This window comes from Algibacter aquimarinus, from assembly GCF_039543265.1.
Classification (GTDB): domain Bacteria; phylum Bacteroidota; class Bacteroidia; order Flavobacteriales; family Flavobacteriaceae; genus Algibacter_B; species Algibacter_B aquimarinus.
Window position 1 is genome coordinate 416,593 of sequence record NZ_BAABJK010000004.1, and the last position, 13,696, is coordinate 430,288.

13 protein-coding genes are annotated in these 13,696 nt (G+C 31.9%); 7 read left to right on the top strand and 6 right to left on the bottom strand.

Features of this window, described 5'->3' with window-relative positions:
* Positions 1 to 33: 33 nt before the first annotated feature.
* Positions 34 to 1,053, top strand: a complete 1,020-nt coding sequence (locus tag ABD939_RS04750) for a transporter (protein ID WP_345165098.1) — start codon at positions 34 to 36, stop codon at positions 1,051 to 1,053.
* Between the two features lie 60 nt (positions 1,054 to 1,113).
* Here the strand turns inward: ABD939_RS04750 and era are convergent, their stop codons facing one another.
* The 4 genes from era to ABD939_RS04770 all read right to left on the bottom strand — a co-directional run bounded on the left by era (position 1,114) and on the right by ABD939_RS04770 (position 4,628).
* Positions 1,114 to 1,995: a GTPase Era gene (gene era / locus ABD939_RS04755; RefSeq protein WP_345165101.1), complete on the bottom strand. Its 882-nt coding sequence runs from the start codon at positions 1,993 to 1,995 to the stop codon at positions 1,114 to 1,116.
* A 130-nt stretch (positions 1,996 to 2,125) separates the two neighbouring features.
* On the bottom strand, positions 2,126 to 2,854 hold the full coding sequence (locus ABD939_RS04760; protein WP_345165104.1) for an FKBP-type peptidyl-prolyl cis-trans isomerase: 729 nt from the start codon (positions 2,852 to 2,854) through the stop codon (positions 2,126 to 2,128).
* A gap of 182 nt (positions 2,855 to 3,036) precedes the next feature.
* On the bottom strand, positions 3,037 to 4,071 hold the full coding sequence (locus tag ABD939_RS04765) for an RluA family pseudouridine synthase (RefSeq protein WP_345165107.1): 1,035 nt from the start codon (positions 4,069 to 4,071) through the stop codon (positions 3,037 to 3,039).
* 2 nt (positions 4,072 to 4,073) lie between these two features.
* Complete coding sequence (locus ABD939_RS04770; protein WP_345165109.1) at positions 4,074 to 4,628, bottom strand: PASTA domain-containing protein; 555 nt, start codon at positions 4,626 to 4,628, stop codon at positions 4,074 to 4,076.
* A 138-nt stretch (positions 4,629 to 4,766) separates the two neighbouring features.
* On the opposite strand from ABD939_RS04770, the gene ABD939_RS04775 reads away from it, so the two are divergent.
* The 5 genes from ABD939_RS04775 (at position 4,767) to ABD939_RS04795 (ending at position 9,356) form a co-directional block, all read left to right on the top strand.
* Positions 4,767 to 5,741, top strand: coding sequence for a D-alanine--D-alanine ligase (locus ABD939_RS04775; RefSeq protein ID WP_345165112.1), 975 nt, complete (start codon positions 4,767 to 4,769; stop codon positions 5,739 to 5,741).
* A 19-nt stretch (positions 5,742 to 5,760) separates the two neighbouring features.
* Positions 5,761 to 6,219 carry a pantetheine-phosphate adenylyltransferase gene (gene coaD, locus ABD939_RS04780; protein ID WP_345165115.1) on the top strand — a complete coding sequence of 153 codons (459 nt, stop codon included), beginning with the start codon at positions 5,761 to 5,763 and terminating at the stop codon, positions 6,217 to 6,219.
* An 8-nt stretch (positions 6,220 to 6,227) separates the two neighbouring features.
* Entirely contained in the window at positions 6,228 to 7,766 is a 1,539-nt protein-coding gene (locus tag ABD939_RS04785) for a phospholipase D family protein (protein ID WP_345165117.1), read from the top strand.
* Positions 7,767 to 7,840: 74 nt separating this feature from the next.
* Positions 7,841 to 8,287, top strand: a complete 447-nt coding sequence (locus ABD939_RS04790) for a HEAT repeat domain-containing protein (RefSeq protein ID WP_345165119.1) — start codon at positions 7,841 to 7,843, stop codon at positions 8,285 to 8,287.
* Positions 8,288 to 8,417: 130 nt separating this feature from the next.
* Positions 8,418 to 9,356: an NAD-dependent epimerase/dehydratase family protein gene (locus tag ABD939_RS04795; RefSeq protein WP_345165123.1), complete on the top strand. Its 939-nt coding sequence runs from the start codon at positions 8,418 to 8,420 to the stop codon at positions 9,354 to 9,356.
* A 354-nt stretch (positions 9,357 to 9,710) separates the two neighbouring features.
* Here ABD939_RS04795 and ABD939_RS04800 read toward each other — a convergent pair whose 3' ends face one another.
* Complete coding sequence (locus ABD939_RS04800; RefSeq protein WP_345165125.1) at positions 9,711 to 11,324, bottom strand: SulP family inorganic anion transporter; 1,614 nt, start codon at positions 11,322 to 11,324, stop codon at positions 9,711 to 9,713.
* Positions 11,325 to 11,430: 106 nt separating this feature from the next.
* Complete coding sequence (locus ABD939_RS04805; RefSeq protein ID WP_345165128.1) at positions 11,431 to 11,796, bottom strand: hypothetical protein; 366 nt, start codon at positions 11,794 to 11,796, stop codon at positions 11,431 to 11,433.
* 146 nt (positions 11,797 to 11,942) lie between these two features.
* Here ABD939_RS04805 and ABD939_RS04810 point away from each other — a divergent pair, with 146 nt between their 5' ends.
* On the top strand, positions 11,943 to 13,676 hold the full coding sequence (locus ABD939_RS04810; protein ID WP_345165131.1) for a M14 family metallopeptidase: 1,734 nt from the start codon (positions 11,943 to 11,945) through the stop codon (positions 13,674 to 13,676).
* The last annotated feature ends 20 nt before the right edge of the window (positions 13,677 to 13,696 follow it).

Genomic DNA, 13,696 nt, shown 5'->3' on the forward strand with positions numbered 1-13,696 from the left:
ACAACTTATTACATAAAATTTAGAATTAAAAAAATGAAATATATTTTAATTGCAGCGCTATGCGTTGTAACCACAATGACGTTTGCTCAAGAAAAAGAAACCGAAAACTTATGGTCTTCAAACAGGCCAGACGGGCATGCACCAATATCTGTAATGGGAGATCATGTACATCATAAAGGTGAGTTAATGTTCTCTTACCGCTTTATGACTATGGATATGCGACAATTAAGACAAGGTACTGATGACGCTACTATATCTGTTGCTCATACCAACTATATGGTGGCACCTTTGAATATGACTATGAATATGCACATGTTGGGTGTTATGTATGCACCATCAAATAAAATAACTCTTATGGTCATGGCAAATTATCTAGAAAATGATATGAACCTGCAGATGAGAAATGGAAATGCATTTGCAACAAATACTTCTGGTTTTGGAGATTTTTCTATTAACGCATTATATAGCCTCTTTAATAAAAACAGAAAAGCTATGCATGTGCAAGTTGGTATGTCTATTCCAACTGGTAGTATTGAAGAAAAAAATATACTTCCAATGTCCATGGATAACGAAGTGCAACTCCCTTACCCAATGCAAACTGGTACAGGCTCTTTTGGTGCTAATTTAGGCTTAACTTACTTAGGGCAATGTAATAAGTTTTCTTGGGGGCATCAATTAACTGGAATGATAAATATTAATGATAACGATCAAGATTACAAGTTTGGGAATCGCTATAAACTAAACAACTGGATTTCTGCAAAAGCTGGCAAAAACCTAAGTATCTCTGTTAGGCTAGAAGGTTTGATTATAGATAAAATTAATGGCGCTAGTACTTTATTAAATCCAATGATGGTTACAACAGCAGACATTGAAAATTCTGGCGGTACTTTTATAAACTCAGGATTTGGATTAAACTATTTAATAAATAATGGTGGATTAAAAGGCTTACGCTTTGCAACCGAAATTAGCACACCAATTTACCAAGATTTAAATGGTATTCAATTAAAACAGAATTACAATTTAACCTTTGGTTTGCAGTATGCATTTCATTAAAATAATCAAATAAAAACACCAGCACTTTTAATTTAGTGCTGGTGTTTTTATTACTAGTTACTAATTATTGTAACCAAATCGTTTTAACTGGTTTTGATTGCTCCTCCAGTTTTTATTCACCTTAACATATAATTCTAGGTGGATTTGTTTTCCAAAAAATTTTTCCAAATCTTTTCTAGCTTCTACTCCAACTCGTTTTAAAGCACTTCCTTTATGACCAATAATAATACCTTTTTGAGTTTCGCGTTCCACCATTATTACAGAACGTATTCTTATAATTTTTTCTTCCTCAAAAAACTCTTCGGTTTCTATTTCAACAGCATAAGGGATTTCTTTTTTGTAATGAAGAAGTATTTTTTCACGAATAGTCTCATTTATAAAAAACCGTTCTGGTTTATCTGTTAATTGATCTTTCGGGTAAAAAGGCGGAGACTCAGGTAACAATTCTATAATTCTATTAAAAACTTCTTTTACCTGAAAACCCTCTAAAGCTGAAACAGCTATAATCTCTGCATTAGGTACTTTTTCTGCCCAAAGCTGTACTTGAGATTCAAGTTGGTTTTGGTCAGACTTATCAATTTTATTTAAAAGCAATAAAATTGGTATTTTAGAATTTTTTATTTTATTGAAAAATGTTTCATCTTTTAAATTTTGCTCTCCAATTTCAACCATATAAATTAAAATATCTGCATCTTCAAAGGCAGATTTCACAAAACTCATCATAGACTCTTGTAACTCGTAAGCAGGTTTTATAATACCCGGTGTATCGCTAAAAACAACTTGAAAATCATCTCCGTTTACGATACCTAAAATTCTATGCCTAGTCGTTTGTGCTTTCGATGTTATAATGGAAAGTTTCTCACCTATAAAAGCATTCATAAGTGTCGACTTACCAACATTTGGATTACCTATTATATTTACAAAACCAGCTTTATGATTCATAATTTAATTCATTAATAAGAACAAAGGTACACTCTATAATTTTGAAATTAGTTTTAAACAAAATTATTAAAACAAAAAACAGGAAGCATTTGCCTCCTGTTTTCATTTTCTTTGAATAATAAGTATTAAATTACTTAATTATTTCTAATAATTCTACTTCAAATATTAATGGAGCAAATGGCTTTATAACACCACCTTGACGTGGAAAAGCACCATAACCAATATCTTGAGGTATAAAAAACTTATACTTAGAACCCTCAGGCATTAGTAATAACCCTTCTGTGAATCCAGGAATAAATTGACTTGCCAAAGCTTGATATGGTTTACCCTTTTCAACAGTACTATCAAAAACAGTTCCATCAATCAAAGTACCGTGGTAGTGTATCTTAATCTTTGATGTTGGATTTGGTTTTTCACCAGTTCCTTCTTTAAGTACAATATATTGTAATCCGCTATCTGTAATTTCAACGCCCTCTTTCGTCATGTTTTCATTTAAAAACTTTTCTCCTGCCGCCTTTACATCACCATATTCCTCTTCAGCTTTTTTCTCTGCCTCTAATCTTTGTTTTTCTTGAGCCTCAACTTGCTTTTTTTGAAAATAAGCATTTAAAATTCCTTGAACTTTATCTTGCTCAATTTTTAAATCTGTAGAATCTATCCCATTTACAAAACCTTGTATAAAAATATCTTTGTCAATTTCAGAAGCGTTTGCTTTAACACTTCCTGCAATGTTTAATCCCAATGAATAACTCACTGAATCTATTTCAGTTTGTAATGGTTTATTCGAAACTCCATTTTTATTACAAGACACTAACGAGATTGTTAGCGCTACTACACTTAAAAATTTAATTGTTTTCATTTTCTTAGTTTAAATTATTTTGATGCCAAAAATAGTAAATTAAAACACAGTCTACAAAGCTGATTTTTGTTTAGTACTGAAACATATCAGTAAAAAAGTAAAAATCTCACCATTATAACTAAAAAACAGGTTGAGAGTTAATAAACTAGGCTAAGAATATTGAAAAAGCATAAGCATAATTTTTACATCTCCTGGTGCTTTGAATAACCTCGCCACTTTTCAATACATTGCTTCATATCTTCTGGGATTGGTGTGTCAAACTGCATAAACTTACCTGTTGTTGGATGTTCAAATCCTAAGGTTTTAGCGTGTAATGCTTGTCTTGGTAATACTTTAAAACAGTTTTCTACAAACTGTTTATACTTGGTAAAGGTGGTTCCTTTTAGTATTTTTTCTCCGCCATAACGAGCATCGTTAAATAGTGTGTGACCAATGTGTTTCATGTGTACACGTATTTGATGTGTTCTACCAGTTTCCAACTTGCAGGACACCAACGTTACATAACCCAAACGCTCTAAAACTTTGTAATGCGTAACTGCTGGTTTTCCTTTGTCTGCCTCATCATCAAGAAATACGGCATTTTGAAGTCGGTTTTTAGAATGTCGACCAATATTGCCTTCAATAGTGCCTTGTTCTTCTTCAACATTGCCCCAAACAAGCGCAACATACTCGCGCTCGCTAGTTTTGTTTGCAAATTGCGCAGATAAGTGTGCCATGGCTTCTTCTGTTTTGGCAACCACTAAAAGTCCGCTAGTATCTTTATCTATTCGATGTACCAATCCAGGACGTTCGCTAGAGTTGTTTGGTAAATTATCAAACTTATAAATTAAAGCGTTTATGAGCGTTCCTGAGTAATTTCCGTGTCCGGGATGTACCACAATTCCTGCTTCTTTGTTTACTACTAAAAGGTCGTCATCTTCATAAACAACATCAATAGGAATATCTTCGCCTACCAATAAATTCTCAAAAGGTGGATGCGAAAACAACACTCTAATTTTATCAAAAGGTTTTACTTTATAATTGGATTTAACAGCCACATCATTAACAAAAATACTACCCTCTTTTGCTGCTGCCTGAATTTTATTTCTGGTAGCATTTTCAACAAAATTCATTAAATACTTATCTATACGAAGTGGCGTTTGCCCTTTATCTACTGTAAATGAGTGGTGTTCGTAAAGATTATTTTCGTCTGGCAACTGTGGTGTATATTCGTCCATAATTATGGTCGGTTACCATTACCAAGTACTAAATCTATAACAGATGTTTTGGCCAACTTATCGCCTTCTGAAATAGTTTTTCCTTTGTGAGTCATTTTTAGTACCAAATCTTTACCAATATTATTTTCGTAAGTAATTTTACCAACTTTAAATCCTAATGCTTCAAGTGTTGGTTTTGTTTGCCTAAAGGTACGTTCTGTTAAGTCTGGAACTTGAATTTTTCTGTAGCCAGAAGGGTTTAATGTAATATATATTTTTCTATCTTCTTTAACTTTTTCTCCAGCTGATGGCTCTTGTTCAATAACTGAAAATTTTGGATAATCTGGATTATAATTTGCTGAATCTTGAATTTGCATAACCAAATTATTCTCTTTTAGTTCAATTTTAGCAACGCTAATAGATTTCCCTGTTAAATCTGGCACAGTTTCAAAATCACCATGATTGGTAGACACATTTAACCATTTTAAAATGATAAAGCATAGTACAACAAGAGCTACTATAGCTAATAAAATTTGCTTTAAAAATATTTTACTGGTTAGAAATTTTATAATGCTCATTTAAAGAATTTTGAATACACAAATATATAAAAACAGAACTGTTTTTTGTTTTGCAATATATATGATATTTTAGCTTAACTAATAATAGATACGTTTTATTGTTGGTTTTAGATTGATATTTAATTAATTCATTTTTTGATGAAAAAAAATATTGCCATTATTATGGGCGGATATTCAAGTGAGTATCAGATTTCTTTAAAAAGTGGAAATGTAGTTTTTGAAACGCTTGATAATTCAAAATACAATGCTTTCCGCATTCATATATTTAAAGATAAATGGGTTTATGTTGATACAGATAACAATGAATATCCAATTGATAAAAATGATTTCTCAGTTACTTTAAACACCAAAAAAACAACCTTTGATTGTGTTTTTAATGCTATTCATGGTTCTCCCGGTGAGGATGGATTTATGCAAGGTTATTTTAAGCTTTTAAACATCCCACAAACGAGCTGCAGTATGTACCAAGCTAGTTTAACCTTTAACAAACGAGATTGTTTAAGCGTTTTAAAACCCTATGATATAAAAACAGCAGAATCTTTTTATTTAAATCTTGGAGATACTATAAATCAAGAAGATATCATTAACAAAGTTGGTTTACCGTGTTTTGTAAAAGCCAACAAAGCTGGGAGTAGTTTTGGAATAACGAAAGTTAACAAAAAAGAAGATTTACAAAATGCCATTGATGTTGCTTTTAAAGAAGATGATGAAATTATTATTGAATCTTTTTTAGACGGTGTTGAAGTGTCTGTTGGTGTTATAACTTACAAAGGAAAGGTTAAAGTTTTACCAATTACTGAAATTGTTTCTGAAAACGACTTCTTTGATTATGAAGCTAAATACTTAGGGAAATCTCAAGAAATCACGCCTGCTAGACTAACAAAAGAACAAGAGGAAAAGGTAACTAAAGAAGCAAAAAAAATATACGAAGTTTTAAAAATGACAGGTTTTAGCAGAAGTGAATTTATTTTTAAAGATGGCGAACCACATTTATTAGAAATGAATACCGTACCAGGATTAACCAAAGAAAGCATATTACCACAGCAAGCTGCAGCTGCTGGAATTAGCATGGTTGATTTGTTTGATAATGCCATTAAAGAGGCTTTGAAATAATTGTTGTAAATTTAAAATTATGAAACGAGCCATATTTCCCGGGTCTTTTGATCCGCTAACATTAGGACATTATGATATCATAAAACGTGGGGTTACACTTTTTGACGAAATTATAGTGGCTATTGGTGTAAATGCTTCAAAAAAATACATGTTCACGCTTGAAGAACGTAAAGCTTTTATTGAAAACGCATTTGCAGACGAACCTAAAGTAAAAGTTGTTACTTACAAAGGCTTAACCGTTGATTTCTGTAAAGAAATTAACGTTGAATTTATTTTACGTGGACTTAGAAATCCAGCCGATTTTGAGTTTGAAAAAGCTATTGCTCACACCAACAGAGACCTTGCTCCTATTGAAACTGTTTTTCTTTTAACCTCTGCAAGCACGTCTTACATTGCTTCTTCTATTGTACGTGATGTCATCAGAAATAATGGTGATTACACTAAGTTGGTTCCAGATAATGTTAGAGTTAAACAATAAATTTTTGAATGAATTATAGATTAAATTACGCCAATTACATTATCGCCTTTTTAATCTTGTTTGTATCTTGTACTAACAAAAAAACTCTAAAAACAGAAACTGATTTTTGCTCAAAAATTATCAGAAATAATAGCATGACACTTGCAAAAGAACTTGAAGATTTTTCTACTTTAATACATAATAAAACAGGCGTTTATGTTCTTGAAGACGGAAGCGGTTCTATGGTTGCCAGAGCTTGGTTAACCGAGTATGCCGAAAAAACTATAGATATTCAATACTTTATATTTTCTACAGATAATGTAGGCCTTATTGCATGCGACTATTTGGTAAGAGCAGCAGATAGAGGTGTTAAAGTACGTGTACTTGTTGACGACATAATGGTTGATGCTGAAGCAACCGATATACTAACATTTAATTCTCATAAAAATATTTCTGTTAGAATTTATAATCCTGGAGTTAACCTAGGAAAAAATATCTTTCAGAAAATTGAAAAATTTGCTACAGACTTTAAATCTGCTAACCAAAGAATGCACAACAAAACCTTTATTGTTGACGACCAAGTTGTAATTACTGGCGGCAGAAATATAGCTAATGAGTATTTTGATTATGACCATGAATACAATTTTAGAGATAGAGACATTCTTTTAATTGGCAAAGAAACTCAAAAAGTAAAATCCTCTTTTGATACTTTTTGGAATAGCGAGTTAAGTAAAGATGTTACAGATGTTATTAAGGATGAACCTGAAAATATAGATGACGAAAATAGATTTGATAAACTGCATGAATATGCCTGTAATCCTGAAAATTTCTGGCCTCAAGTAAGAAAACGTATTGAAAATTTGCCTGAGACTTTTGATGCTATTAAAAATTCTGGTGCTTTAGTTTGGTCAGAGAATGTTCGTTTTATCTCTGATTTACCAGGTAAAAACAACAAAGAATCCAGCTTAGTTGGCGGTGGTATTTCAACTTCAGCATTAGTCGATTTAGTTAAAAATGCAAAATCATCTATTAACATTCAAACACCATATTTAATTACTTCAAAATTAAGTCAAAACTTATTTAAAGATGCTGTAAACAGAGGTGTAAAAGTTAGAATCCTTACAAATAGTTTAGCGTCAACAGATAACCTAGAAGCGTTTAGCAGCTATCAAACAGACCGAGAAACACTATTAAAAACGGGTATAAGAATATTTGAGTTTAAACCTGATGCAGAAGAGCGAAAAAAAATAATGACAGGCGAACTTCAGGAAGAATTGGAGTATACACCCATTTTTGGGCTTCATGCAAAATCTATGGTTATTGATGAAAAAATAACAGTTATTGGCACTTTTAATCTGGACCCTAGGAGTGCAAATTTAAATACCGAATGTATTGTTGTTGTTGAATCTGACAAAATCTCTGAAGGTGTTTTAAAAGGTATGGAAATAGAATTTAAACCGGAAAACTCTTGGGAAACCACATTAGATTTCAATCCAGACTCTGAGGTATCAAACTATAAACGTTTAAAAACGTGGACTAGAAAAGTTATTCCTAAAGCGGTTTTATAACTACCTCGCCATTTATTTCGTAACATTTCTTGAATATTTTATACTAATTAGATAAACGCTTTATTTAAGAATTCATGTTTCACACTATTACATATTCACTTTTTAAACTCAATCTGATTCAGCCATCTGCCAAAACTATATACTTTTGGATGGATAGTCATGATACAGTTAAGTTAGAGTATGCATTAGCAAATGGAAATTATAAAACCAGAAAACTAGCTGCCGAAGCTTTAGAACAAATTGCAAAACCATGTTCTATTCCTGCATTATTAAAATGTATTAATGATAAAGTGCAAAACGTATCTATTGCATGTTTAAATGCTTTGGAAAAGATTTCTCCAAATGATGAACTCATTAAAGCCGTAGTAAACAAACGTTTTAATTGGGCAACCAATGTTCGTGAAAAACAAGCTAAATTTGAAGCTAACAAAGGTAAAAAGTACACCATTTACCGTTGGGAGCGTGCGAGTAAAAAATCGTTTGATCGAGTTAAAGAACAGCTTAAAAGGCCAATGCGCTAGTAATAGTAAAATTGACTTTGTAAAAAAATTAAGCTAACTTCGTTTAACATTAGATATAAACATTAAAACGATTTCATATCAAGACGTTAGCCTTTATTTAGAAAAACATAATTAATCAAAATCAGAAAATATGAAAACAGTTGGAATTATTGGAGGTTCAGGCTTCATTGGAAGTCATACCACAAAGAAATTTTTGCAGGAAGGATTTAAGGTAAGAGTATCAGCTACCGATATTTCCAAAAGTGAAAAATATGACCATTTAAAAAATTTACCGAATGCCGAAAACCTTGAAATTCTTCCTTTAAAAGTTGAAAACAAGAGTCAGTTGAAGGAATTCACAAAAGGCTGTGACATAGTTGTTCACGGTGGAACACCTTTTCAGTTGGATGTGCAAGATCCAAAAACTGAATTATTTGACCCGACTATTAAAGGAACAGAAAATTTCCTTGAAGTAATAAACGAAACGCAAGGAATTGAAAAAGTCGTTTTCATTGCTTCTGTAGCATCGTTTAACACAAATTTTCCTTTGCTTCCTAATGGTAAGAGTCCTGATGATACAATTGATGAATCTGACCAACCATTTATGAGTGAAGAAAGTCATCCTTATGCACAGGCAAAATATATTGCTAACCAAACCGTAGAGAAATTTATAGAAGAACATCCAAATGCTGATTTTGAAATAACAAGTGTTTCACCTGTTGCTGTTATGGGTAAATCATTATCACAAAGAGAAGACTCAACTTCTTCAGGTTTACAATTTCTTTTCAAAAACAAAATTGCACCAAATCCATTTGTTCAAATGTTATTTGACACAGATACGGAATTTGCGATTGTAGATGTAAAAGATGTTGCAGACGGAATTTATAGTTCGGCCATAAAAAAAGGATTAAACGGAAAAAACTATCTATTAACCAGTGAAAGCTGGAAAGTTTCGGACATTACAAAAATGCTGAATAACGAAAAACCTAATGGAAATGGTAAAATCGTTTACAGAAATGATAAAGCAAAACAAGAATTAGGAATTGAATTCAACAAAGCAGAAGTTCCTTTACGAGAATTCGGACAATAAAAAACAAAGGCTAACAATGGCTTTAAGTAATTGCTTGTTCTCGCCTACTTCTGAAAATCCTCGCGGATTTTCAGTTTGGTGTTTACTTGCAAATTTAAGTGCTAACCCACGCAACTAACCATACACAAGACCGTTAAACTAACCTCTTAAAACAACAACAACTTTCAGTTTAAAACTAAACTAGCAAATAAGTGCGTTAGGGATTGCAGCGGCATCCTTTTTTGAAAGAAATAGATATACCTTTATTTTAGAAATAAAATTTAACATATAGCTACTACGCCTGCTTTTTGCTATGATGTGAAAAAAAGATATAGCGTAAAGCCCGACCCTTGTGGTAACGCCCAAATAATAAACCTAAAACTTATATTCAGAAAGTCCTTTAGTGAATGCCTCAGGGTTTTCGGCTAGGTGGTAGCGTGGGTCGTCAATATCCTCAACAATAACTTCTCTGAATTTAGGACTCGATTTATAAAGCAATATTTTACAATCCTCACTTAGGTGTTTAAGCTTAATTTGTTTACCTGCTTCTTCGTATTTATTAACCAAATTAAAAATAGCTTCTATAGCAGAATGGTCGCTTATTCGAGATTCTACAAAATCTATTTCAACTTTTTCTGGGTCGTTTTTAACATCAAATTTCTCATTAAATGCTATAATTGAACCGAAAAATAAAGGTCCCCAAATTTCGTAAACCTTAGTACCATCTTCTCGTAAACGCTTGCGAGCACGAATACGTTTAGCGTTTTCCCAAGAAAATACCAAGGCACTAATAATAACTCCTGCAATAACGGCTATGGCTAAATCGAAAATAACGGTTAACGATGATACAGCAACTAATACTATAACATCGCTAATGGGTATTTTATTTAAAATACGGAAACTACTCCATGCAAATGTGCCAATAACGACCATAAACATAACACCAACTAAAGCTGCAATTGGTACTTGCTCTATAAGTCCTGATGCAAATAAAATAAAACCTAGTAAAGCAAGGGCAGCTACAATACCTGAGAGTCTACCACGACCGCCCCCTTTTATGTTAATTAAAGATTGCCCTATCATAGCACAACCTCCCATACCTCCAAAAAGTCCTGTAATTATATTAGCACCACCTTGTGCTAAACATTCTTTATTGGTATTACCTCTTGTTTCTGTAAGTTCATCAACAAGGTTAAGCGTCATTAAAGACTCTATTAAACCTATTGCCGCTAGTATTAACGCATAAGGACCAATAAAACTTAACGTATGCCAATTGAAAGGTACTTTACTAAAAATATCTGTTTGAAATTGAGGTAATCCGCCTTTTAAGCCTTCGCCTCCGCCATCACGAATAAAACTTCCTACAGTAGCTACATCAAAATCTCCAAAAATAGCTATTGCAGATACTCCTAAAATAGCTATTAAAGCTTCAGGTAATTTTTTTGTAAGCTTTGGTAAACCAAACATGATACCCATGGTTAAAGCAACCAAGCCTAACATAATCCATAATTGCGAACCAGTAAACCAACTCCCACTGGCATCTTTAAACATTCCTAATTGCGATAAGAAAATAACAATGGCTAAACCATTAACAAAACCCATCATTACTGGATGCGGAATCAATCTTACAAACTTACCAAGCTTAAAAACTCCTGCTAGCATTTGTATAATTCCCATTAAAATAACTGTAGCAAATAAATAATATAGTCCTAAATTTTCACCTTCTGCTCCAAATGCATTTCCTTCGGCAACTAAACTTACCATAACCACTGCTAAAGCACCTGTAGCACCACTTATCATACCTGGGCGACCACCAAAAATAGAGGTTATCAAACCAATCATAAATGCTGCATACAATCCAACTAATGGGTCAACTCCTGCTACAAAAGCAAATGCAACAGCTTCAGGAACTAAAGCTAAAGCTACTGTTAGTCCACTTAAAATATCGTTTTTAGCATTTGCTGTTCGCTTTCTTATAAATTCGGTCATCTTTATTTTTTTGAAGCAGCAAATTTACATTTAATATATTGAGAAGCAAGAGTAAGTCTTATATTTTGAAGTATTTAATCAATTAAATGTTTGATAAACATGTTTACTAATGCTCTTTTAACCAAGCTAAAGCGTCATCTTTTAACCTGAACGAAGCAATTTCCCAATTGATGTTTTCATTTAAGTTTAATAAAGTTTCGGTAGACATTAATGCGCTATGGGTTACTAGCAAAACTGCCAATTTTTTAATTTTATCAAAACTCATAATTTCTTTTTGAGCTTCAAAAGTATAGGTATAAGAATATTTTCTATTTACCAGAACATAAAACGGTGCTTTTAGATTACTTAAAAGACAATTATGGTACTCTTTAACTTGAACTAAGTCCATTTCAACACCCTCACCAACAACAATTTCTGCTAAATTACTGTCATGTTTTATAATGGTTCCAAATGTCATTTTATAACTTTTCATGTCAATCTTGTTTTAGAGATTAATATAAAATTATAAACACAAATTGAATAATAGCAACAACTCATACAAGTTAATCATTTTTCATTAAGTTTTTACTTACTGAAAGATGTTTTATTTAGAAATTGTAGCTTTATAAAAAATTATTTATGAAAAAAATTCTTAGTCTTCTGCTGATAGTCATTTCTTGTAATGTTTCTAATGAAAATGATCATTACGATTTTCAAACTCAATTTGAAACTTCTAAAGGAACAGAAACTGCTACATACAAGCAAACCATAAAGTTTTACAACAATTTAGCTAAAGTATACCCACAAATAAAAATTGATAGTATTGGGGAAACTGATTCTGGTAAACCACTACATCTAATCACTCTAAATCCTGACAAAGAATTTGATTTTGAAAAAATAAGAACAAACAAACGCATATTACTCATTAATAATGGTATTCATCCAGGTGAGAGTGATGGTATAGATGCAACCATGATTCTATTTAGAGACATTCTTGAAGGCAATATTAAAACTCCAAAAAATACCGTTTTAGCTACTATTCCAATATACAATGTTGGTGGTAGTTTAAATAGAAATTCTTCAACTCGAACCAACCAAAATGGCCCGAAAAGTTATGGTTTTAGAGGAAATTCCAGAAACTACGATTTAAATAGAGATTTTATTAAATGTGACACTAAAAATGCTAGAACTTTTACTAAGATTTTTCATTTAGTAAAACCAGACGTTTTTATAGATAATCATGTTAGTAATGGTGCCGATTACCAATACACTCTCACACATTTATTTACACAACACAATAAATTAGGAGGTGGTTTAGGCAACTATTTGCATACAGAAATGATGCCTAAACTTGAAGAAAAACTAGCTAAAAAAGATTGGGACATAACACCATATGTAAATGTGTTTAATAACGTTCCAGAGAAAGGGTTTTCTCAATTTTTGGATTCTCCAAGGTACTCCACTGGCTACACCACTTTATTTAACACTTTAGGAATGATGGTTGAAACACATATGCTTAAACCATACAAACAACGTGTTGAAGGTACTTATGAACTTATGAAAAGTATGATTGAAATTACTGAAGAAGATGGTAAAGAAATTTCAAAAATTAGAAAACACAAACTAACTAAACTTTATGAAAGTAATACTTACGGAATTAATTGGATTGTAGATACTACCAAAACCAGTACTTTAAATTTTAAAGGTTTTGAAGGCGAAGTAGTAAAAAGTAAAGTAACGGGGTTTGAGAGATTAAAGTACGATCGCAAAAAGCTTTTTACAAAAGAAATTGATTATCAAAATTATTTCAAGCCTTCAGCTACTGTAAAAATACCGAAAGCTTATATTATACCACAAGGTTGGCATAATGTTATTGATTTATTAAAGCTAAATCAAGTTGAAATGACATCTTTAAAAAAGGATTCAACTCTTAAAGTTGAATCTTATAAAATTTCTAATTACAAAACGCGTCAATCTGTTTACGAAGGCCATTACCTTCATTACGCTGTAAATATTGAAGAGTCTATGGAAGAAATTAGCTTTCGTAAAGGCGATTTAATTATTAAAACCAACCAACCATCAATTAGGTACATTATTGAAACTCTAGAGCCACAAGCTACAGATTCATTTTTTAATTGGAATTTTTTCGATACTATTTTACAACAGAAGGAAGGTTTTTCACCTTATGTTTGGGAAGATAAAGCTTTGGAACTATTAGAAAGCAACCCGTCTTTAAAGGTAGAATTTGAACATAAAAAACAAGACATTACAGAATTTAAAAATAGCTGGTATGCGCAATTAGATTGGTTACATAAACAAAGTAAACATTATGAAAAAGCACATCTTCAATATCCTGTTTTTAGAATTTTATAATAAAAAAAGAAGTCGTTGAA